General features: G+C 61.7%; 19 protein-coding genes. 6 read left to right on the plus strand and 13 right to left on the minus strand.

The features are described from left to right. Window positions 1–40: 40 nt before the first annotated feature. The 12 genes from AC0X69_RS22955 to AC0X69_RS23010 form a co-directional block, all read right to left on the minus strand. Entirely contained in the window at window positions 41–2,455 is a 2,415-nt protein-coding gene (locus tag AC0X69_RS22955; protein ID WP_482614156.1) for a type IV secretory system conjugative DNA transfer family protein, read from the minus strand. A gap of 15 nt (window positions 2,456–2,470) precedes the next feature. After that, complete coding sequence (gene virB11, locus AC0X69_RS22960) at window positions 2,471–3,544, minus strand: P-type DNA transfer ATPase VirB11 (protein ID WP_482614158.1); 1,074 nt, start codon at window positions 3,542–3,544, stop codon at window positions 2,471–2,473. Next, window positions 3,522–4,763: a type IV secretion system protein VirB10 gene (virB10, locus tag AC0X69_RS22965; protein WP_428385865.1), complete on the minus strand. Its 1,242-nt coding sequence runs from the start codon at window positions 4,761–4,763 to the stop codon at window positions 3,522–3,524. The genes virB11 and virB10 overlap by 23 nt, the downstream gene beginning before the upstream one ends. A gap of 16 nt (window positions 4,764–4,779) precedes the next feature. Then, a complete protein-coding gene (gene virB9, locus AC0X69_RS22970) occupies window positions 4,780–5,628 on the minus strand; it encodes a P-type conjugative transfer protein VirB9 (protein WP_428385863.1) in 849 nt (282 codons plus the stop codon). Beyond that, on the minus strand, window positions 5,625–6,416 hold the full coding sequence (locus tag AC0X69_RS22975; protein WP_482614159.1) for a VirB8 family type IV secretion system protein: 792 nt from the start codon (window positions 6,414–6,416) through the stop codon (window positions 5,625–5,627). Before AC0X69_RS22975 ends, virB9 begins: the two co-directional genes overlap by 4 nt. Window positions 6,417–6,421: 5 nt before the next feature. Further along, window positions 6,422–7,516, minus strand: a complete 1,095-nt coding sequence (locus tag AC0X69_RS22980; RefSeq protein ID WP_124740515.1) for a TrbL/VirB6 family protein — start codon at window positions 7,514–7,516, stop codon at window positions 6,422–6,424. 200 nt (window positions 7,517–7,716) lie between these two features. Beyond that, complete coding sequence (locus AC0X69_RS22985) at window positions 7,717–8,433, minus strand: type IV secretion system protein (protein WP_428385859.1); 717 nt, start codon at window positions 8,431–8,433, stop codon at window positions 7,717–7,719. Between the two features lie 12 nt (window positions 8,434–8,445). Further along, complete coding sequence (locus tag AC0X69_RS22990) at window positions 8,446–9,114, minus strand: hypothetical protein (RefSeq protein ID WP_428385858.1); 669 nt, start codon at window positions 9,112–9,114, stop codon at window positions 8,446–8,448. Further along, entirely contained in the window at window positions 9,104–11,539 is a 2,436-nt protein-coding gene (locus AC0X69_RS22995) for a VirB4 family type IV secretion/conjugal transfer ATPase (protein WP_482614161.1), read from the minus strand. The genes AC0X69_RS22990 and AC0X69_RS22995 overlap by 11 nt, the downstream gene beginning before the upstream one ends. 9 nt (window positions 11,540–11,548) lie before the next feature. Continuing rightward, window positions 11,549–11,839 (minus strand): VirB3 family type IV secretion system protein, encoded by a 291-nt coding sequence (locus AC0X69_RS23000; RefSeq protein ID WP_109027240.1) that lies wholly within the window; start codon window positions 11,837–11,839, stop codon window positions 11,549–11,551. Then, window positions 11,839–12,156: a TrbC/VirB2 family protein gene (locus AC0X69_RS23005; protein WP_175095513.1), complete on the minus strand. Its 318-nt coding sequence runs from the start codon at window positions 12,154–12,156 to the stop codon at window positions 11,839–11,841. Before AC0X69_RS23005 ends, AC0X69_RS23000 begins: the two co-directional genes overlap by 1 nt. Then, complete coding sequence (locus AC0X69_RS23010; protein ID WP_482614163.1) at window positions 12,153–12,998, minus strand: lytic transglycosylase domain-containing protein; 846 nt, start codon at window positions 12,996–12,998, stop codon at window positions 12,153–12,155. Before AC0X69_RS23010 ends, AC0X69_RS23005 begins: the two co-directional genes overlap by 4 nt. Window positions 12,999–13,147: 149 nt before the next feature. Here AC0X69_RS23010 and AC0X69_RS23015 point away from each other — a divergent pair, with 149 nt between their 5' ends. The 6 genes from AC0X69_RS23015 (at window position 13,148) to AC0X69_RS23040 (ending at window position 17,138) form a co-directional block, all read left to right on the plus strand. Then, the gene (locus tag AC0X69_RS23015; RefSeq protein WP_428385853.1) at window positions 13,148–13,480 is read left to right on the plus strand and encodes a hypothetical protein; all 333 of its coding nucleotides are present in this window, start codon (window positions 13,148–13,150) and stop codon (window positions 13,478–13,480) included. Then, window positions 13,477–14,094: a hypothetical protein gene (locus AC0X69_RS23020; protein WP_428385852.1), complete on the plus strand. Its 618-nt coding sequence runs from the start codon at window positions 13,477–13,479 to the stop codon at window positions 14,092–14,094. The genes AC0X69_RS23015 and AC0X69_RS23020 overlap by 4 nt, the downstream gene beginning before the upstream one ends. 233 nt (window positions 14,095–14,327) lie before the next feature. Next, the gene (locus AC0X69_RS23025) at window positions 14,328–14,867 is read left to right on the plus strand and encodes a hypothetical protein (protein WP_482614164.1); all 540 of its coding nucleotides are present in this window, start codon (window positions 14,328–14,330) and stop codon (window positions 14,865–14,867) included. Window positions 14,868–14,890: 23 nt separating this feature from the next. Further along, window positions 14,891–15,655 (plus strand): hypothetical protein, encoded by a 765-nt coding sequence (locus AC0X69_RS23030; protein WP_482614165.1) that lies wholly within the window; start codon window positions 14,891–14,893, stop codon window positions 15,653–15,655. Further along, a complete protein-coding gene (locus tag AC0X69_RS23035; protein WP_482614166.1) occupies window positions 15,655–16,227 on the plus strand; it encodes a thermonuclease family protein in 573 nt (190 codons plus the stop codon). Before AC0X69_RS23030 ends, AC0X69_RS23035 begins: the two co-directional genes overlap by 1 nt. 2 nt (window positions 16,228–16,229) lie before the next feature. Continuing rightward, complete coding sequence (locus AC0X69_RS23040) at window positions 16,230–17,138, plus strand: DUF7146 domain-containing protein (RefSeq protein ID WP_482614167.1); 909 nt, start codon at window positions 16,230–16,232, stop codon at window positions 17,136–17,138. A 128-nt stretch (window positions 17,139–17,266) separates the two neighbouring features. On the opposite strand, the gene AC0X69_RS23045 is transcribed toward AC0X69_RS23040, so the two are convergent. Further along, the gene (locus AC0X69_RS23045; protein ID WP_482614169.1) at window positions 17,267–21,256 is read right to left on the minus strand and encodes an nSTAND3 domain-containing NTPase; all 3,990 of its coding nucleotides are present in this window, start codon (window positions 21,254–21,256) and stop codon (window positions 17,267–17,269) included. Window positions 21,257–21,263 lie beyond the last annotated feature (7 nt).

The raw sequence follows: 21,263 nt of genomic DNA on the forward strand, positions 1-21,263 counted from the left end.
CCAACGCGGCGGCGCTCGCAGGCGTAGAACATCCACGCGATTATTGCTCAGCGGTCTCCGCTTCCACAGCCCTGGTCAGCGTCGTCAGATCGCCGGGCGTCGGCGTATCCATGAACAGCTCGGCTTGAACACTCAGCGTGTCCACAAGCGCGCCGAGTTTCGCGGCGTCATCTTTCGCGGCGCGCGTCGCGGCCGACTTCACGACGCCCGCCGCGATCTCCGATTGTCCCTTTACCTCATTCAACCGGTCCAGCATGTCGTCGCCAATCGGAACTGACGGGCTCTCAGGCAAGCCGCTGTCACTGGACGGAGCGCCAGTTCCGATCACCGGTTCGAGCATCGGCCTGGGGCTGGCATTGGGCGCGGTGGCGACAGCAGCTGTCCCTTGCGGCCGGGCAGCCGCGCCGATCGTCGGCGCCAGTTGGGCGCGTTCATCATTCAACAGCCGACGCGCCGAATAGACTTCCTGCCTTAGAGCCGCTGTCGCGGCTTCGGGTGAAGGCGCCTTTCCGAAAATCCCTTTTCGCCTTGCGCGCAGCTCGCCAAATCGCGTCGGATCAATCCGCAGCACGTTCAGCAGGTCCGCTGTGGCGGCGTTCCCGGTTTCGGTCATCGCATGCACAAATGCCGCCTCGAAGGCAGAGGCGTCGAGATAGAGCGCCCGCGCTTCGCGCATGACACGATCTCTTGCCACAAGATGCTTGAAGCCGGACGGCGCGCCCGCGGCGACTGCTTCCACCGTGCCGCCGCCCGCGTCCGTCACGTCAGGAATGGCGATCCGATGCGCGAACCCCGGTGTGGCCTCGACCAGTCGTTTGAAACTCGCTTCCTTGAAGAAATGCGCCTTGTCGATGACGGCGCCATATTCCCCGCGCACCAGCAGCACCGCCTTGGTCGCATCGAGGCGGCGCATCGCCTCGCTTGTCATCAGCGGCTCCAGCTCCCACCTTCCTTGCGTCGTGCGCGTCGCCCTGCCGTGCGATCCGCCGAAACCGGCCCCGACCGACGTGCCCCATCCTTCGCGGCGGACGTAGTGCTTTCCCAATTCGTCGGCGCAATAGCGCGCCGTCGTCTCATCGCCGACGCCGATGAGCAGTTTCACGTCCATATTGCCGATGAGCATGTCGCGCGTTGGCTTGCCATAACGCACGTCGAGCTGAGTCAAGCCTTGGGCGATCACCGCGATCTGAAAGCCGTAACCGGCGACGAGCGGCGCGCGATCGACAATTTCGGGCATGCGGCCAAACTGAAAAAACTCATCGAGCATCAGCAGCAGCTTATGCGGTTCATCGAGCCCGGGCAGATTGCGCAGCAGAACGTCATGAACCTGTTGGACGAGCAGACGCACGACGGCCTCGACGGCCGCAAAGTTTCCGACGGGCGTTCCGATCAGGATCGTGAACGGCCGGCGGCGCAGCTCCGCAATGTTGAAATCGGACCGGCTTGTCGCCGCGTCGACGAGGCTGTTGTTCCACGGCTCCAGGGCTGTGACGATGTGCGATTCGAACGACTGGCGCTGCTTTTCTTCGCGGCTGATGTGTTGCCGGAACTTGTCTTGCACGAACGCATTGAGCCCGGGCTCATTCGCCAGAATATTCGCCATCTCCGCGACGAGCGGCCGACCCCGGCTGAACATTTTCAGCGCCGCCTTGATCGTGCGCCCTTCGATCGGCGGCTCGCGCGCGTCAAGGACATAGGCCAGTAGACCCGCAAACAGCCCGCGCGCGGTTTCCGCCCAATAGGGATCGCCCGACTGCGGCAGCGGAATCAGGCTGTGCGCGATATTCGCGACATCGGTCGCCCGTTCCGGCCATGGCGACACGAGATCGAGCGGATTCCAGCAATGCGACTGCGCAGAGCCCGGCGAGAACATGAAGACGTCCTGCCCCAGCGCGGCGCGGGCCGCGCCGATCTGGTCCCACATTTCTCGTTTGATATCGAGGCCGATCAAGGAGCCGCGCCATTCGATCGCGTTGGGGAGGACGAAACCGACGCCCTTTCCCGAGCGCGTCGGGCCGTTGAGGTAAATGTGACTGGCGCCGCTATAGCGTATGTCCTTGCCGTTGAAGCGGCCGAGGAAGACGGAATAGCCGGGCCGGCCGTTCAGCAGTCCCGCTTTGCGCAAATCGCGCTCAGTCGCCAGCCGGGCGCCGCCGGAAGGCCGATGCGCGCCGCCGAGCGACTCCATGGCTTGCGCCAATCCGAGCGTCACGAGGGCCAGCGCGATCAGCCCGCCCAGAATGGCCTTGATCGCGAGCTGATGAACTACGGGAGACGCCCATTGCTGATAAGCCACTTGCGCGGGCAAGATCAGCTCAAAGCCATGCGAAAAACGTCGCCACAGCTCCCAGGACTTGGTTTGCAGGCCGATAAGCGCTGCGAAAGACGCTTCCCAGGCGAAGAAGGCGCAGGCGAGCGCGATCAGCCCGATGATCCCATAGGCGAGAGCGCGCATGATCCGCCCTTTCAACTATTGCGCGCCGTAGCCGCGAAAATAGATTTCCGCGACGCCGCGCGTCGGGCGGCGACGGAGCTGAATCACCATCGGCACCACCGAATGCACGTATTCGATGATTTCCACCTTGGTCAGTTTCAGATTGGATTGCAGCGTCATCAGCGCCAGCCGCTGAAACGCGCCATAGGCGCTGTCGGCATGCAGCGTCGTCAGAGAGCCGGGATGACCCGTATTCACCGCCTGCAAGAAGGTCGCGGCTTCCGCGCCGCGGATCTCGCCAAGGAACAGGCGATCCGGACGAAGACGAAGGCTCGCCTCCAAGAGCTCCTGCACCGTCACATCGGCGAGGCCCTGCCCGCCTTTCGAGGCGACCAGCGGCAGCCAGTTCGGCTGCGGCGGTTTCAGTTCGCGCGTGTCTTCGATCGACACGACGCGCTCCGTCTCCGGCACATGTTTGAGCAGCGCGTTCAGAAACGTCGTCTTCCCCGACGACGTTCCGCCGGAGATAATCATCGTCACATGATTGACGACGGCGAACTCGATTGCGCGTCGAACGCCATCCGGCGAATGATCCTTGAGGAGAGTTGCGAGCTCCTGTTCGATTTCCGGGTATTCCTCGACCTCGGGTGTCCTGGGACCACGGACTTTGACGCCGTCGAACGCGCCGCGCGCCTGATAATCGCCAAGTGTTAGATTGGCGATGACCTGTTTGCGGATTGAGAATGAGCCGCCATGCGGCGTCGCCGGCGCCAGCACCCCCTGAAAGCGCTCGCCATGCGGCATCGCCGCCGAGAGCAGCGGCGTTGAGGAATTGACCGATTGTAGCGTCGAGGCCGCGACATGCGTTGCAAGCCGCGTGATCGCCTCCTCGGTCAGTTCAGGAACGTCGAAACGCTCCATATGCGGCTTGCCGAGCGCTTCCACCCAGACTTCGCCCGGCTTGTTGGCGCAGATTTCGATGACGTCAATATCTTCTAACCAGCGCTGAATCGGACGCGCAGCCTCGCGGAAGTAGACCGGCAGCGTCTCCCAGAGCGGGCGCGTCGCATCGTCGAGCGCCTGCGGCTTACTTGGGGTGACGAAGTTCATATAACGCCTCTTTCACAGGATCGGGGTAGAGATCGGAGAAATCGAGATCGCGTTTTACAAACACGATCACGGGCGTTCCCTGGTCGATATGGATTGTCGGCGGAACCTTGATGTCGTTGCGCAAGGCTTCCTGCGCCATGCGCGTGACGCTCTGCGCGACCGTCTGCGCGCCGATCTGGCGCGCGTTCAGCAGGATTTGCCCCTGCGACACCGCATTGAGCGGAATCAGCGTTCCCGACGCCGGATCGAGAACGAATTGCTGGCCCTGATACTGATTGTAGTTTTGGCCGAGCGCTGACGCGAATTGCGCCGCCCCGCCGGCCAGCGTCAGCAGGGTCGCGCTGCCGAAGCGTTGCAGGAAATGGGTGTCGACCTCGCCGGTTAGCCCCGAACGACCAAGCGCATCCGTTCCCGGCGATTGCAGCATCAGCGACACGCCATCGGCGCGAAGCAGGCGCGTCCACACGACGAAAACCCGGGTCTGCCCATAGGCGAGACCCGATTTATATTCGCCGGTGAGCATCGTTCCTTTCGGGATCAGAACGCGGCGGCCATCAAAGGAATAGACATCTTCCGTTGTAATTGCCCGCACCATGCCCGCGAGATCAGACTGGATCGCGGTCTCCAGCGTCGCCCGGATCATGTAGCCTTGCGGGACAAGGGCATCAGGCCGCCTGACCTCTTCCGCGTAAGCCTTCGTCACCTGATGCTCGGAATTCGCGAGAAATCGCCGATGCGGATCTTCCTCCTTGTCTTCGGCCGTCACTTTTGACGGATCGCCATTCGTGAGGCCTTCCTTGTCGCTGACGATCAGCATCGGCGAGCGCAGACGCGCCTGTATTTTCGCTTCCGCCTCCTTACGCAGCCGTTCCAGTTCGGCGAGGCGCTTCGCTTCGCTATCGTCGAAAGGTTCCGCCTTCGGCGCGGGCGGTGGATCATTCACAACGACCGGCGGCGGGATCACGAATTTGTTTTGAGGCGGCGCGGGCGCCGGCGTCGCGTTGAAGCCGAGCCCCGGCTGCAACCTCGCCGTCGCGAATGTTTCTTCGGCGACGTTTTGCGGCCGGTTCTGCTTGCGCGCGGACGCATACCAGAACAGGCCGAGGACAAGCACGGCGAGGGCGAAGAAAAGCGCGCCCAGCGCCATCCCCGGATTGGACGACTGGCGCGTGATGGTTTCGCCTGCGAGGCGTCCCTCCTCATCGAAATCCGCAGCCATGTCGGTTTCCCTCCGTCTATTGCGCCGATGACGCGGCCTGCGCCGGCGCCAAAATCTGCGTCCAGAAAGGTTGCGGCGCGTGTTCTGTTTGATATTGCGGCTGCACATCGGCTTCCCGCGCGACCGGCGGTGGCGCAGACTCGGCGCGCAGATTGAACACGCAGGCCGTCTCGTCACCCTTTCGCATGGTGAATTGCCCGGCGACCTTATCGACCACGATAATCTCGCCTTCGCGGCGGTAATTGACGAGCGTCTCGCCGCGATCGGGGTTCACGAGGAAGATCGCCGGGACTTCACCGCCGAATCGGAAATAGGTCTTGATCCCGTCGTCAAAGACGAAATCGGGCTTTGCCGTGATCTGGCCTTTGTAGGTGTAATCGAAATTCGTGCCGGGCCGCGACATGAGCGAGCGATAATTGGGCATCGCGGCCTTCGCTTTCGCGAGCGCCAAGAGACGCTGATCCTCTTCGACATCGGGATAGGTGAAGCGGACCTTGAACACCACCGACGCCCGATTATCGACGGCCCGCAGGAGAAAATTGTAGATGCGCTTTCGCGTCACGACGTTCATATTGGTGACGGCATGGGTTTCGAGCGGCTTGATGAAGAGAAAGCGCTTCGACTGGTCCGGCACAGCCTGCCATCCGACGGAATCGCCGATCGCGACGGTTTCGATGCGTTCATCGTCACCAAACGCGACCATTGTCGAGACGCCGAGCGCGCCATGCACCACGACAACATTGTCACGCTGAAACGGCACGGTTCGGATACGGGAGTCCTGGATGACTGCGCGCGGCGCCTGTTCGGCCAGCGCGGGAGCGGCGGCGAACATAGTCAACACCAGAAGAAGGGAGATCGCTCTCATGGCGCGGGCGCTCCCGTCGGTGGCGCAACGGTCGGCGCTTCGACCGGGGCCGCGCCGACGATTGGCGCGACAGTCTCCTGGTCCTTCCGATATTCGATAACCTGAAAGCCGAGCGGATTGTCCCACCGCCATTCGTTTTTCATCGGCTCCGCCGTGTAGCGAAAGCGCACATTCGCGGCCCAGTGCTCTTCCATCCGCTCGCGATCGCTTGTGCGAACGGAGGTAAAGCGCACGGCCGCTGTCGCTGGCGATTTGGGGTTCTCCATCCACCCTTGCGACAGGAAATTCACGCTATGAACGATGACGCGGATGCGGCCGTTGATCCCGTAGAGCTTGACCGGGTTATGAAGATTGTTCGGCGAGAAGGCTTCCTGCAGATCCTTGCTGGCTTGTCTGGCTGAGAGCAGCGACGCCAGCTCGAAATTGTCCCGTAGGGCGGGCGGATCATAGGTTTCGCGGGCGCGAATGTAGCGAACGATATTGGCTTGCGTGACCGCTTCGCGCTGCGAAATCGGCCCGCCTTCTTCCAAAGGTTTGGCGACCTCGACGAAGCCTGTCGCCTTGTCGACGAGCAAGGTCACGACTTCGGTCGATTTGAGCGGGACCAGCGACAGCAGGGTCAGCAGCCCGATCGCAAGGCAGATAAGCGCCGCGACCGCGACGACGCGCCAGACATTTCTTGAAATCTCGAGACGCCGGTAAATATCCCGCTCCCAGCGCGCGCCGTCGTGAAAGTAGGACTCGTTCACGAGGGGCTGGTCGACCCCGTTTTCCGCCTCGATTTGCATCTGCCTCAGCCTTCACGATTTCGGGCGCGCGCTTGCGCGACGCGGGCTTCGATCAGCGCGCCCGCCACTTGCTCGGCGCGTGGATCGGCGGAAAAGTCGCGACTGCCCGCCCCGGGCGAAATCGTCGCCGCCCCTTGGGTTATGGTTGCATGTGGGGGCGGGAGCGCGGGCGGCTCCGACCGCGCGCCGCCGCCATTTCGCCAGCCTCGCGCGATACGCCAATACGCATAATCTCTCACGCCGCGCATAGCGGTCCCGGGCAAGGCGTTGTGCAACGCATGTCCGCCGGCGATCGACGCGGCGATCGACAGGGAGAGCGGCAAGATGAACGATCCCACAAGGCACAAAATCAGAAACGGCGCGATGACCGTCAGACCTGAACTCACGTCTGTGATCCCGCTGAGATTGTTGACCGTCGCCGTCATCAGCGTGAGCAGAAAGCCGAGAACGCCATAGACAATCGCGGGTACGATTGCGTATTGGGCGCAGGTCCGCAGCCAGCCGGAAAAGAGCGCCGACGAGAACTCGAATAGCGCCATTGCGATAAAGAGCGGCGCGAGCCCGAGCAGAATGAAGAGCGCAATCTTGCCGACCAAAACGTAGGTGATCGCGAGCGCCACGAAAATCACTGTGAGCAGAACCAGGACAATCGCCATTAGCGAAAGTCCGATTGCGGCTCCCCATCCGCCGGAAGCGGCGATCACCTTTGCCGCTTGCATCGCGGTCGAAAACAAATTCGAGAGCTGGGCCGCGACGGTCGTTTCCGGCGCGCCGCACGACGTGCCTCCCGTTCCCGTGCAAATGGCCGTCGCGATTCCGTTCGCCGTCTTCGTAAACACCTCGACGACGATCTGCGAAAAGTCGCTCCAGTAGAAGCCAACGGCGTAAATCAGGCCGATCCGAAAGATTCGCCACAGAAACGCGCCCGCTGTCAGCGGCGCGCGGCCGTAGACCATTTCATAGCCCCAATATGCGATGTAAGCCGTCAAAGCGACGGTGAAGACGGGAAGCAGCTCGGTCGCGATCGAATCGTAGATCACTTCAATGGCGCTAACCGCGATCGTGTCGACCCTCTGAAAGAGCTGCGTCACCATATCCATGGTGGCGCGGCCTCAGCGATTGACAGGGCGCATCGGCCCGCAATCGTCGGCATAGGCGGCGCCGAACGTCATCCTGCTATCGCGTGTGCAGGGCGCAATCAAATCCCTGTGCGCGCAGGACGAAAGTGCAACCGTCCCGACCGCCAGGGCGGCGACAAGCGCCGATCTTATCCACCATCGCCGCATTCGCCTGCCCTTTCTCACTGCCCGACCAGCGTCGCCTTTGACGCATCGAACGACATCATGTTCGAGAGTTTCGACTGCGCCGCCAGATCCTGCTGTTGCTGCGCATTGAGCGACGCGTTGGTGAGATTCACGGAGCCGATCAGCTCATTGATCGTCAGCCCCGTCTGCGTCTGTATCTGCGAGTTTTGATCGACCGAGGCCTTGATGTCGGCGGACGAGCCGATTTGGCCTTGCGCGCCCTGGAAGGCCGAGGAGCGCACGGTGGAGGCCGCCTGTCCGCCTGCCACCGCCGCCGTAACCGCCGCGGATGTGTTGACCGCGCCCGAATAGGCTTGGTCGGTCGGCGCCCCGGCGGACGAGCCGCCGGTGAGCGTTTTGACAAGATTGAGCCCGTTGATGATATCCGACGCCAGCGCGCCATAGGAGCCGAGGCCGTTCATCGACAGGCCGCCGCCGCCAAGAAGCGAACCCAGCTCCGGCACGCTCGACATTTGAAAGCCGCCGCCAAGGCCCATCGAGGACAGCGACCCGGTTGAGCGGTTTCCGGTGACGGCGGCGAGTGTCTGGTTCACCGTGTTCAATATTTTCTCATTCGAGTTCATGATCTGCGCCGTATGCGACGCTGTTTGCTGCGCTTGCATAAATGTTGGATTGTCATGCACCGCCATTTGCGCATCGGCGGCGCCGGCGCCGGCGAGTAATGCGAGGCAAATGAAAAGCAGAGTCTTCATGATCGCACTCCCCTATTGAGGCGACACACGCGGGTCGACGAATGTCGCCCGTGCGGGGTCGAAGCTAAAAATATTGGCGGCGTAACTGCTGCCGCCTGTGACATTGACGTTGCGCTGATTCACGAGTTGCGTGGTCAGAAGCCCGGCCATAATCAGCTGGTTCCAAAGCGCGCCATTATTCGATCTCGCTTGGCTGTTTTGGTCCCATGCGCCTTGCGCGAGCGGCAGCGCGCCGATCGCCAGCGACGCGTAGCGTTGTTCCGACGTATTCGAGGCGAGCGCTGGCGCCATATTTTGCAGCGATGAAACCGTTTGCGCCGACGTCTTCAAATTCAGGGATTGCGGCGTATAGGCCGCCGGGCCATTAGCCGGCTGCGCCGGCGTCAGATTGCTGAGATCCATATTGGAGAGCGAACCGCCGGACGCGTCGGCCCGCGAACCCGACACATCAGCGTGGCCCGCAGGCGGCACGGAGCCGGCCGCTGAACCGGGCGTATTGTGGCTCTTTGTGATCCCCTTAGACGGCTCGAGCGTCTGGTCCTTATAGACCCGCGCCTTCTTCATGCAGTCCGCGATGCTCTTTTCCGTCCCCTCGCGTGGCGGATCGATCACAGGCACGACCGCTCCCGCCGTGGCGGCCCACAAGAAGCCGGCCACGGCGACGCCAAGGCTAAGTCGCATCGGCGACCTCCTTTCGGGCTTCGGTCCAATCGCAGAAGATGGGCACCCAGATGCGCGGATAATTCCCGACCCGCGCGCGCAATTCCTCGCATTCGGCGACCGTCTCGACATTGCCCGAGAGCACTTTCACAAAATCGGGCATGTCCGAAAGATCGAGACGCGCGATGACCGAGTCCTGGTCATGCTTGATCAAAAACTGACGGGAGTCGGGGTGGGTGTTGAGAACCCATTCGAATTCGCGTTCCGACAGCTTGAAGCCTTCGACATAGCTCGCGTGATCCGCCTTCGCATTCGGGAAGAAGATATTCGTCGGCGTTTGTTCGAGCAGCGTGTGCCCCATGGGCGACTGGATAATGTCTTTCGCCGACTGCGTTCCGAATCCGACAATGCCGTTGGCCTTACGGATGGTTTTCAGCTTGTCGTTGAGAAAGGACGCAAACTTGTCGTCGGTCAGGATTTTCCATCCCTCATCGATGAACAGCATCATGGGTGCGCCATCCATCATCGCTTCAATGCGGTGGAAAATGTAGCCGAGCGCTGCGGTGCGAATATCGTCGTCTTCGAGCACTTTCGTCATGTCGAAGCCGAAGACGCCGTTTGTGGCCGACCAGCGATCGACGTCATTATTGAACAGCCAGCCGCGCGCCTTGGTCCAGACGTCGAAGCGCGACGCGAGATCGTCCTGCCCCATTCGTTCGGCGCCACGCAGCAATTGCGCAACGTCGGAAAACCGGCGCTCGCGCGCGGGAATCGAGAAAATCTGGTCGACCGCGCATTCGATAATCCTGATTTGCTGCGCCGACAGGTTCGAGCCATCGCGTGGCCGGACCATGAAGCTCAGCAAGTCGTGGAGAAAGGCGCGGTCTTCGGCAGACCCCACCAGTTGCAGCGGGTTGAAGCCGGTTGGCACGCCCGGCGCCAGCACCTCATAGGAGCCGCCCATCGCCCGGATCAGCGGATCGGCGCCGCGATCCTTGTCGAAGAAGGCGACGCGCGGGCGCGGCGTGACACGCATCGCTTGCGCGAGCAGAAAGCCGAGCCCGACGGTCTTGCCGGAGCCGGTCGGGCCGACGACGTTAAAATTGCCAACCTGCCGTCGATGGAAGTTGAACCAATAGGGCGTCTGGCTCGTCGTCTCCAGGACCGAGATTGCCGGTCCCCAACGATTCCGGTCCTTCTGACCGACCGCGAAATTGTGAAGCGACGCAAAGCCGACGAAATTGCGCGAAGAAATCAGCGAGCGGCGCGCGATGTAGCCGAAATTTCCCGGCAGCTGCGCCCAGAAGCACGGCTCCGCGTTCATGTCTTCACGAACGACGATCGTTCCGAAATTCTGCAGCTCCTGCGTCGCCGCCTGCACGCAAGATTCCATCTCGCGAATCGTGCGGCCGAGCGCGCAGACCGTCAGATGATGGTAGCCGAGCACCGTCGCGCCGGTGACCAGCTCATTGCGGGCGATGGTGATCGCCGCTTCGACTTCCGTTCCGGCTTCGTCGGAGGCTTTGATCTGGCGCTCGACCTTCGCAAGATGCGTCATGACCGGCGCGCGGTCTTCGAGGGCGAAGGACTGCGATACGATCAGCTCGTGGGGAATGCGGAGCAGCCCGTCGAGCATCCCCGCCCCCGTATAGGCGGGATATTCGCGAACCGAGAGCATGGCCCCGAACCGCGTATTGGCCGATGAGGCGCCGCGCAGCTCCAACGCCTTTTTGCCGAAGGTGACACGTTTTGTCGGGAGATAGGCGTCGAGCGGCATACGCGGCAGCGCGAGGCTCAGCGGCGCGCCGCCATTGATGAGCATCGTCAGGAACTCGGCGATTTCGGAGCAGACGACGCCGTTTCGCATCACACAGCTGAGTATTCGCGGCGCATAGCTCGCCATCTCCTTGCAATAGTTCGCCGTCGTGTCTTTCAGTTCGCGGATCGCCTCGCGCTCGATTTCCTTTGTGTCGACGCCGAAGCCCTTGCGGAAGAGAGTCGCGGCCCTCTCCGCCATACCGACCTTGCCGACGAAGCCGCGCCGAATGATCGTCACATAGAGATCATTGACAAACATGCGCTTTTTCGCCTGTCCCGCCATATAGCGGCGATCCAGCTCCCGGCAGAACCAGTTGTCGAAAGCGCCGCCGATTTCGGGGACGACCTCCCGGCGTATCGTGTGGCAATAGACGGCGAAGCGGCTATCGTTCATCGCGCGCAGGAGTGTGTTGCGTGCAGAGAGCCGCATGTCGATGTCGGCTTGATCGGCCGTCTGGAAGCAGAAGCCGCCGATTTTCACGACCATGAGGAAATGACCGTCTTTGGTTTTGACGATCTGTTCCTCTATGTGGCGCAGATAGGGAATATGTTTCGCAATCGCGGCCTCTTTCGCCTCGATCGCGCCGAACGTTAGAGACCGCAGAATGTGCTTTGCGAGTTTCGCCACGTCGCCACCTTATGGCTGATAGGAGTCGCCGCCCCAAAATCGGTGATTGCGGGTAATCGGGCACTTGCCGAAGCGCGTCAGGATCACATCGACAAAGCGATTGTCCCGAACCGTGAGCACATAGGCCACGGCATGGATCGGCGGAAACAGCAGGAACATCAGCAGATTCTTCGTGTTGATGAAGATCAGCACGACAACGCAGCATTCAAGAACAAACAGCACATAGGGAACGCCGAGCATCATAGGCGGCCGCGTCAGGCCGCCAACGAGAGGGTCTAGTTTGGGCCTTCTAAAAGCCATCAGCGTCCCCCCATCCCGCCGGTGAGTGACGTGACGACCTGCGCTGCCCCGAAGATCAGCGCGACGCCGATGACGACGGAGAACGCCCATCCCCACGGAATGCGCGATGTGAGCGCGAGATACCCGACCGCCGCGACGGCGACCGTTGCGGCTGTGGTAGCGAAGGTCCCCGTCATAAAATCGAGAACGCTCGACAGCGCGGTGTTGAGCGGCTGAAAGGTTGCGGATGAGGCCAGCGCCGCGTCGCTTGCCGCAAAAATCAAAATGCAGATAATCAAACTCAACAATCGACAATCGCGCCCATTCCCAAATTTCATTTCTGTTCTCCCTGATCATCGCTGCTGACGTAGAGCACCGAGCCGCCGATCCATTGCTGTCCTTTGACGTCAGTCTTGGGTTTCTCCGAAGTTTCTTGAACGGTCGGCGCGTGAAATCTCGATTGCTTGGCCACGCCCCCGGCTTGCCGCGTCGAAGCCCCTTCAAGGCCGTAATACTTGTTGGTTGCGTTCGCGACGTAGCGCACCGTCTCCGCAATCGCCGGCACGCCGCGCGACTGATAAACTCGCTCAGGCCCGGCGTTGTAGGCGGCGGCGATCAGCATCAGGTTTCCGCCAAATTGTGCGCTGAGGTCTCTCAGGAAGAGCATCGCCCCATGCACATTCTCGGCCGGATTGCATATGTCGTGAACGCCATATTGGGCGGCTGTGTCCGGCATCAGCTGCAGGGGGCCGCGCGCGCCCTTGTATGAATTGAGCGCCGCTCCGTCATTGGATTCGAGCCAAAGAATCGTGAGGGCGAGTTTTTCATCGACGCCGACGCTTGCCGCCTCGCGCGCGACAAGCTCACGCAGGCTTGCGTCGTCCATCGCGCTTTCACAGCGCTCAGGAAAAGCACCCTCGCCGGTCAGCGCCGCGTCGATCGACGCCTGACGCATCTTGGCGGGCGGCTGAGCGACGGGGACGTCCGATTGTGCCGCCGCGGCAACGGCGACGAGCCGCCCGAACCTCTCTGGCACAACTTTGGCCGGCGCATCCTGATGAACACCTTCAGCCCTCGTGATCACCACGGTCGGCGCGCGTTTGCGCGCGCCGTGTTCTTGTGTGTGGGCGTTTAACGCTGGGAACACGCAACACACAGCAGGCAGCAAAAGTTTCCGCATGGCGAAACTCCCGTGGAGTCGCCCCTCCTGTAACGCGCATCTAATAAAATGGCAATCTCCAAAAAAGTGCGCTATTAGGCTTTCGAGGCGCGTCATTGCGGCGCGCGATTGCGCGACCGCGCGCGACAACCAGTCAGGCGGGGCGTTTCATGTCGAATAACGAACCAAACAACCATTATTACGAGCCTGCCGTTCGGTCGTTAGGCCTCATTGAAGGCGCTACTATTGTGATGACCGTCGGCGCGATGGCGGTGGTGCAGTGGCTGGACGAGCAGCCCTTGCAGGTTTTTGGCTGGTTCCTCTTTCCGATCGAATTTCTGTTGAACGCTGTATTTTTTCCCGGGACGGAAACGCGCGTGCGAAAGAATGGCGCCGCGTTGCTTGAAGCTCTCCCGATTTTCTTGCTGAGCTACGTTCTGTATCGCTTTGCAAAAGGGGCGATTTCGGTTCTGCGCCTTGTCCTGCCGAAGCGCCCGCAATGAATTGTTGGGAGCTTTTGCGCGCCAAGAGCGCCGCGATCCTTCTTGTTGGCTGTTACTCCGCCGTTGCAATCGCGCAGACCTACACGGCGGACCCGGGAACTTGGCGCCCCGTCGCCTATTCGGACCTTACGTTCCCGCGCGGCGAAGCCGAATCATTCGCGTCGCTTTGGCAGGACAGGCTCGATGAGAGCAACAGGAAGTCGGCGCCCATCGATCCTGGTGGGCTCAATATGAGCATCGCTGTTGGCAATCGCGGCGCCAGCGAGTGGCACTTCTCGATCAATTTCCAGACGAAACTCGTCGCCTTCAGCGTGCTCAGCACGCCCTACCTGTGCACCGACGAGTATCCGTCGCCAACACAAGGTATCCGAATCAAGGTTTGCCCGTCGCGTCTCGCGACGTTTGAAAGCAACAGCTACAGCGCCATCGACGGCGCCGCATGCTTTGTCGAGAAGACGCCTGGCGCGCCGGCTGAGGACTCGACCGCGACCGTCACTTATGCCGCTTACGATGTTTCGTCGCGCTCGATTCGCCTGCGCTACACTGTGTCGCATCAAGAGATCGACCGCTGCGCTCAATCCGTGCCACTTCACCCGGAGAATGCGGTGCGGTAGCGCGCCGTCAGCGGCTGATGAAAAGGAGCCACGCCATGCAGCACATCACCCTTCCCTCGCGATCGAGGCCGACCATGCGGATGATAGCGCGAGCGGGCGGCTATGAGCGTCAATCACAAAATCCGTCTCGGCAAGCGGACCCTCGGATTTTCTGTCGGCGCTTTGCGCCTTTGGCGCCGCCGCGCGGTCGCGCCGTATCCATGGCATTGCCTGGCAATGTGAAGGAGGTCGTCATGAGCGCTGCAACCGTCATCGCGCTTCTCATCCCGCTTACCGCCGGCGCCGCGCAAGCCGAATCACATCGCCTTATCGCTCAGGAATTTTCGCTTGTCGGCGCCGGCGACTTGCAAAGCGCCATTTGGGCCGACAAGCTGCCGCAGCTTCAAGCGAGCCGCAGCGCCCTGCAGCGGGCGGCTCCGAGCGCTCACCTAAAATCGATCGCGCAAGTCTGGACGGCGACTTTCGCGGGAAACGGTCGCTCCTATGTCGTATCTGCGATCAATGACGGTTGCGAATCGAGCTCCGCGGCTGAGAACGCCTTGATTTGCCCGGTCCGCGTAGCCGAAGTTGTCGGTGGAAAGGTGCAGGTTGTCGCCGATACGACGCTGCCGATTTCGTCGGTACGCGGCAATGCCGGCTACGACGCGTCATCCAATGCAAATTCGCAATACATGACCATCGCGTCGTTCGACCCGGTGTCGCGCGCAATTTCTTTCACCGACGTTTCCGCCGGTCAGAAGACCGCGCTTTCCGTTCGCGTCAATCTCCCATAGCCGTTTCCCGCAAGAGGCCCGAAATGCGACGCCACTCATTCACAATCGCAGCGTTGCTTACCACGGCGGGCGGCTCGCCGGTCGAGGCGTTTTTCGCGGCGGGCTGCACCAATCAGCATTATTCCGCGTCCGACGTCGCCACTGCAATCCAAAACTGCGACAGCGCCAGTGACATGCTGAAAAGCAACGCGTGCAATTTTGGCGGCGCGGCGATGGCCGAGTCTGGGGGCAACACTTGCGAGTCGAACGGCAATAACTTCGGTATTCTCCAGCTTACACGCGGGAATCTTCCGCAAGGCATGACGGCCGATGAGTATCTGCGTCTTCCGATGCAACAGCAGGTGTGCACCTGGGCGCAGCAGGTCGGTAACTCCAATACACGCGGCGGCTACGCGACGCTCGCCAACAATCGAAATATCGCCGGAGCGCCCGTCACATCGGGTATGTTGATGGCCTGCTTTCAGTTCGGTCAGCTGATCTGCAAAAACGACATCGCCTTCATGCAGTCACACGGCGGGGCCTGCCCAACCGCAGGCAATGGCGGCGTGCGGGCAACAAATCCGACCCTCGCGAACGGTTCTGCCAACCTCGACGGAAATAACCACTCGATATGCTCCTGGGGCGGCGCGATCCAGAACAAGATCAACCAGGCAGCTGCCAGCTGTAAGCCGGGCAATGGCGGCAACAATGGCGGCACTGAGTGCCCCGGCAGCGGCACGACGCCGAATGGCGTCATTCCTCCTACGCCGGGCAACGCGCCTGTGCAACTTCCGCCAGATCTAGCCTGATGAAAATCATGCGCGCCATATTGCGACTCACCCTCGTCGTCGCATCGACGGTGCTCCCCGCGCTCGGCGGCGCACAGACGCAAACGGCGGCTGCGCTGCCGGTGTTTAACTTCCCGCAATCCGGCGTCACATTCCAGACCGGCGACACCTGGTCTGCCAACGGTCAGACCTTTCGGCTCTATGGCGTTCAGAGCTGTATTCGCGGGACGTTTTTCACAAATGCTGCGCAGAAACTAACCGATTGCGGGGAGGCGTCGGTCGCCTATCTCGCTGCGCTTGTTCGCGACGCGAAGCCCCGATGTACCGCGATTGCACAGGCCGCCGAGCCGCCCATGATTTTCGCGGTTTGCGCCGCCCATATTGGGAACAACACACTCGACCTCGGCACCGTGCTAATCACACAGGGCTTTGCCTTCGCGGCGACCGACACCGCTGGTAAGCCGACGAAATTTGAATACGCCGTCGCCGAGCGTGAGGCCTCCAGAGCGAAGCGCGGCTTATGGTCAGCGTCCGATCTGCCGCACCCGTCCACGATTCTGATGAACGCGGCGCGCACGGCCCGACCGCAATAGCCATGCTTGGGAGTGCTCACGCCGTCGCTCAAATCCTTGGAGGACGACCCGAGGGGCGCGGCTATCTCTGCCATTGCCCGGTAAAGACCCATGGCAAGCAGCGGGGCGACAAGCGTCCCTCGCTCAGCGTCAATGACGGCGACAAGGGCGTGATCCTGCATTGCTTCGCCGGTTGCGATCCGCGCGATGTATTTGCCGCCATTAACGGGCTCTGTCCCAATACGCGCAGAAGAATCGTCGATCGGCCCGCGCTCAATGAGCGGAGCACGCCGAAAACGACCAGCGGGTATGCGCGTCGTCTCTGGCGATCGGCGCTCAGTGTTCCGGGCACGATCGGAGAACGCTTCCTGCGCGAGCGCGGGTTGCCGACCAGGCCGCCGGCGTCAATTCGCTTCCTGCCGTCGTATCGCTACGATCGGCGCCGGCCGCGAAGCGCCCTGCCCTGCCTGATCGCTGCCGCCCAAGCGCCGACACGCGAGATCGTCGGCGTTCAACTCACATTTTTGCATCCGGGCGGCCGTCGTAAAGCCGATGTCGAATTTCCCCGGCGCACAATCGGCCCGCTTGGCGCGTCTATGCTCCGCCTCGCACAGGCCACTCCCTCGCTTGGGATCGCCGAGGGTTTCGAGAAGGCATGGGCCGCGCAGTTGCTATTCGGCGAGCCTGTATGGGCGACGCTTGGCGCCGACCGTTTCGGCGTCGTCAATTGGCCCAACGACGTGACGAGGCTCACGATTTATGCCGACAACGATGCGCCCGGCCTCAAGGCCGCACGTGAACTGCGCGCCGCGCATCCTGAAATTACGGTTCGAATCCTCCATTGCGTTGCGGAGGGTCAGGACTTCGACAAGCTTTACAAGACCGTCGCAGCGGATCGGGGCAAAGCCTTGCAACGCATCATTGAGGAATGAGCGGCTGCTTGGCGCCAAGAGCAGAAATTAGCTCGTCGCCCGCTAGCGGGAGTTCGGCTCCGAACCCCACACCGGTCGTCAAACGCTTCGAGTGGACCGCTCAAAATCAGACCTTACAATAATTGGAATCAAGAGTGGGCGAGTCGATCCCCTAGCCGCTTTCGGACAGCCTCTCGCACTTGAACGCTGCCAAGATCGCCCAGAATGGACGCTGGAAGGGGTCCGGCCGCTGTGAACAATTGACGCCCCGGATGACCGGGTTCCAGTAGATCGAGAATTCGCTCGGCAGTCGTGCTGTCGCGCCTGGCCATGGCGTTAGCCCCGACGAGCAGCAGAGCGCGTCGCTTGTTCGAGCTGGCGACTCGCTCAAACAGTTTAAGCGCATCTTCCGCGGGAGCATGGGCGCCGACGAGATGAGCGGCTGGCGCCGCAAGGATTGCCGGCGACCTCAGTAGAAACGCGGGTATCAGACGCGCGACAATGCTCGGGTCCACGGAACCTGCATCGGCCAAGGCATCAAGGGCGTCGAGCCGGATCCAGCGCGCTTCCGGAATGTTGACGAGGTTCGAGATCTTCTGCTGGATTCCGGCGCTGCAGCAATTTGCTGCGACGATCAGGGCGTATTGGCTGAGCGTTCGGTCTACCGTCGTATCGGCAAGATCGACAAGCGTATCGCCGATCGCATCCGATAAGGTACCGTTGGCGGCAAGGGCAACGACGGCTTCTTGGGCGATATCAAAGCTTTCGGGCTCGTCGTGGTATGGTTCAGCGCTCGACCAAGTGTCATGGATCAGAGCCAACAGCGTTTTGAGGTGATCCGGATGCGGCCGTTCTGCGAGCAGAGCGACCAGAGCGCGGCGAACGCGGCTACCGGGATCGGATGCCATTGCGAGGATTGCTGGCGGCAAAGGATCCGGGAATGTCGGCACCAGATGAAGTAGCGCCGTACGGCGCGCATCGGCGCGCTGATGCCGCAGCGCCGCTTGAACGAGGGTGGTATCGCCAATTGCAATCGCCGCCTCGGTCGCACTGACGGCATGCTCCTTGCGGCTGGCAATCGTCAGCCATTGAGCAATCGCTGGCGAGGCGTCGCCTCTGCTTTCGATGATGACCGGCACCACGAGATCAAGTACCTCCGCATCGAGTTGCGATGCACAGCCCGTCAGGAGCGCGAGCGCCGGACCGTTGACCCGGCGAGCTTTCCGCTTCGTGGTGGGAAGGGCTTTGAAAATTTCCTCGAATTCCTTTGGAAGTGCACCAGTGATGCGCCTCAGCTTGGCGTGACTGTTTTTCCCAAGCCGCCGGCGAGCTCCCTGCATGGCAGTGAGCAGCGTGACTTGCCGGTCGGGCTGCTCGCCATTCACCTGGAATGCGGCGACCAGCGCATTTGGTGCGACTTTCAACGCTGTGAGCGCAAGCTCGTCACGCAGATGCACCGCAGAGGGGACAGGGCCGATGCGCGCGGTAAGCGCAGGCTCCAGCGCTGCACGCCAGTGCTCTCGCACCGCCGCCCAGACATTTGGCTCGTCATCCATCTCCTTGCCCGCCGCGAGAATAGCCCGAAGCTCGTCTTCATCCACCGGCCCGGGGGACGTCACGAGCGCCTGCGACCAGGCGCGGACTAACTCCGCGACCCGCGGATGGTTGGCGAGGACCAGCCAGCGACCCTCTGCGCGAAGCTGGCGGATATAGGCGTCGATGAAGACACCGGAAGTGTAACCGTCGCCTTCACGGCTCGACTGCGCGGCCTCTTCGACGGCATGATCCCGTTCGCCATCCTCAATCGCGCGCCACTCCTCCCGGCCGCTCTGAACGTGCTGACGGTGGATGCTCGCGAGGTCATCCAGCGCAGCCTGCACGACGCTCTCAAATCCATTTAGGTCGCGCACGGCGCCGGCTGCCACGGCATCGGCATTAAGCTCGAAGCCGTTGCCGACCATCTGGCGCGCGGCGTCGAGATAGGCAGCGGTCAGGTTGGGTGCGAAGCGATCGAGCCGCTTGGCGAATCCCGATCCGTAATTCCCTCGGTCGAAGCCAAGCTCCTCACGAATAAATCGTTCGGCGACTTTGGCTGCGAGCGGGCTCGCGGACACGCTGTCGTACCAGGCATTGTCGAAGACCGGCGGTTGCCAGTTACGGACGAAGAAGGAAGCCCCCCGCTGCGTTCCTTTCAACAGCCACCGCGCGACGCGGCTCGGTATGGACGCATCGCTGCCCACCTCCGACGCCAGCTCCAGCAAAGGCGCGAACTTGGAAGCCGAATCCATGAGGCTTTCGTCCAGCCAGGCATCGATCGCTTTCTGGCTGCCGGAGTCAATGTCGAAGGCTTGATCAACGTCCTCTCGGCGAGCGAACGAGCGCGTCACTTCAAAAATCCGGGCTGCGGTTTCCATGCCCCAACTGCGATGCGCTGACGGCAGCTGAACGAGCGCGGCGATCAGAGTCTCGATCGCAAACTCGCTCTGGCCCCAGTTGTCTCTAGCGAAGGCTTCAAAACCTTGTCGGACGCTGGGATGAGCAAAGGCGATGGTGCGGGCCGGCTGACGCAAATGACGGGCCGCGACAATGCGGTCTATCAGACGGTCTAGGCCGTCGCCGAGCGCGCGATCAAGCCCGCGTAGCGCGCGCTGAAGAGGGTGGAGTCGGCTGCGGTCGAACTGACCGCGTGCCGCCAGCAGCGCCCAAACGATGGCTGAGGTGCCGCAAGTGTCGATCGACGATAGGGCTCTGAGGACAACACCTTCCACCGCATCGCGCTGCGCCAGCTCAAGCAGCCGGCGAAAGAAGGCATTTTCTTCTTCGCCGACATCGGGGCCGGTTTGCATATGCGCGAAGTACAGCTCGATCTCGAGCGGCGTGCCAAGCCTGTCGAGCACCTTATTGCGAAACGCGTACGCCTTGGTCTGCAAAGCGGCCGGTAGCTGGTCCATGCGCCTGTCATGAATGTCGCGGAGTTGACCGTCCCGGTAATGGCCTGCATCCAGCTCGATGGACCACGCGTTGAGACTATCGCCGACCTTGGCGCTCTGCATCATGTCGCTGCGGGACGTGATGACGAACTGATGATCCGGCGTAGCTTTGGAGAGGAGGCGTGGCAGCTGCTCGGTCCATGCCTCGCTGCCTCCGCGTAAGCTAAACTGGCCCCATGGATCATCGACATAGAAGAGTGTCGGTCCATTGTTGACGACCTTGCGTACGCTAGTCGGCGCATCGTCCGCCCCAACAGTGACAACCTCCAACGCACCATCGCGCCGTCGCGCTATATCGCACAGCTTGAGCGCCGCCTGCGTCTTGCCCGTGCCCGAGGGCCCCCGAATGACAACTGCGTTCTTGTCGTTCAGGATCTTGAGCATCTCGTCGAAGTTCGCAGGGGGCACGAAATGCTCGAGGCTGGCGGAGCTGGCCAGTAACCCGCCGTGCGCCCGCACCGTTGCGAGAAGGTCATCGCTCGTCCATAGACCGGGCGTGCTGCCTCGGGTCCGCCGCCCGGCTTCGAGACGCAGCTTTTGGATGAGATTTTGCTGCTCGACTTTGGGAACATGCAGCAGGTCCGACATTAGCGCTCGGATATCGGATGCGAGCTGTTTCTCGGTGAGCTTGCCCCAGATCGCGACGCGGCCTTCGGGCGACGCTTTCAATGTGGCGTACAGGCTCGGAGGAAAGCTTGCCTTGTCGGAGAGCTCTTCGAAGCCTTCGACCAGCAGTCCACGCGCTGCGCCCTTTACATCGGCATTGGTGACGAGCAGATAGCGGGTGTTCGGCTCGTCGAGATGATGTAGTGCTTTTCGGCGCCCACCCTTTTTGTCGGAGCCGTGCTTGAGCAGGGCTTCGAAATCCTCGACCGACCAAGGCTCACCGTTGTCCATTTTGACTTGGACGACAAGCTTGTACCCGCCTGCGACGGTCGCACTGGGTTGTAGGCGTCCTGGCACGTGGGGCTCCAGATCCGCTTCCAAATCCTCATCGTTCGCTGGTTCGAGCACGAGGCGCGTAGCCGCCTTGGAAATAAGGAGGAGTTGCAAGGCAGCGAGGATTGAGACGTCGAGCTGATAGTCGAAACCTGCTTGAGCGGCGGCGGCACCTCGTAGGGGACGCTTTGCGTCCGCGCTGTTGGTCAAGGGCGAG

The organism is Methylocystis sp. Uni0008 (assembly GCF_056838045.1).

Coding starts and splice junctions, on each gene's coding strand:
- AC0X69_RS22955 (WP_482614156.1), bottom strand. CDS start 2,455: ATGCGCGCTCTCGCCTATGGGATCATCGGGCTGATCGCGCTCGCCTGC.
- virB11 (WP_482614158.1), bottom strand. CDS start 3,544: ATGAACTTCGTCACCCCAAGTAAGCCGCAGGCGCTCGACGATGCGACG.
- virB10 (WP_428385865.1), bottom strand. CDS start 4,763: ATGGCTGCGGATTTCGATGAGGAGGGACGCCTCGCAGGCGAAACCATC.
- virB9 (WP_428385863.1), bottom strand. CDS start 5,628: ATGAGAGCGATCTCCCTTCTTCTGGTGTTGACTATGTTCGCCGCCGCT.
- AC0X69_RS22975 (WP_482614159.1), bottom strand. CDS start 6,416: ATGCAAATCGAGGCGGAAAACGGGGTCGACCAGCCCCTCGTGAACGAG.
- AC0X69_RS22980 (WP_124740515.1), bottom strand. CDS start 7,516: ATGGATATGGTGACGCAGCTCTTTCAGAGGGTCGACACGATCGCGGTT.
- AC0X69_RS22985 (WP_428385859.1), bottom strand. CDS start 8,433: ATGAAGACTCTGCTTTTCATTTGCCTCGCATTACTCGCCGGCGCCGGC.
- AC0X69_RS22990 (WP_428385858.1), bottom strand. CDS start 9,114: ATGCGACTTAGCCTTGGCGTCGCCGTGGCCGGCTTCTTGTGGGCCGCC.
- AC0X69_RS23000 (WP_109027240.1), bottom strand. CDS start 11,839: ATGGCTTTTAGAAGGCCCAAACTAGACCCTCTCGTTGGCGGCCTGACG.
- AC0X69_RS23005 (WP_175095513.1), bottom strand. CDS start 12,156: ATGAAATTTGGGAATGGGCGCGATTGTCGATTGTTGAGTTTGATTATC.
- AC0X69_RS23010 (WP_482614163.1), bottom strand. CDS start 12,998: ATGCGGAAACTTTTGCTGCCTGCTGTGTGTTGCGTGTTCCCAGCGTTA.
- AC0X69_RS23015 (WP_428385853.1), top strand. CDS start 13,148: ATGTCGAATAACGAACCAAACAACCATTATTACGAGCCTGCCGTTCGG.
- AC0X69_RS23020 (WP_428385852.1), top strand. CDS start 13,477: ATGAATTGTTGGGAGCTTTTGCGCGCCAAGAGCGCCGCGATCCTTCTT.
- AC0X69_RS23025 (WP_482614164.1), top strand. CDS start 14,328: ATGAGCGCTGCAACCGTCATCGCGCTTCTCATCCCGCTTACCGCCGGC.
- AC0X69_RS23030 (WP_482614165.1), top strand. CDS start 14,891: ATGCGACGCCACTCATTCACAATCGCAGCGTTGCTTACCACGGCGGGC.
- AC0X69_RS23035 (WP_482614166.1), top strand. CDS start 15,655: ATGAAAATCATGCGCGCCATATTGCGACTCACCCTCGTCGTCGCATCG.
- AC0X69_RS23040 (WP_482614167.1), top strand. CDS start 16,230: ATGCTTGGGAGTGCTCACGCCGTCGCTCAAATCCTTGGAGGACGACCC.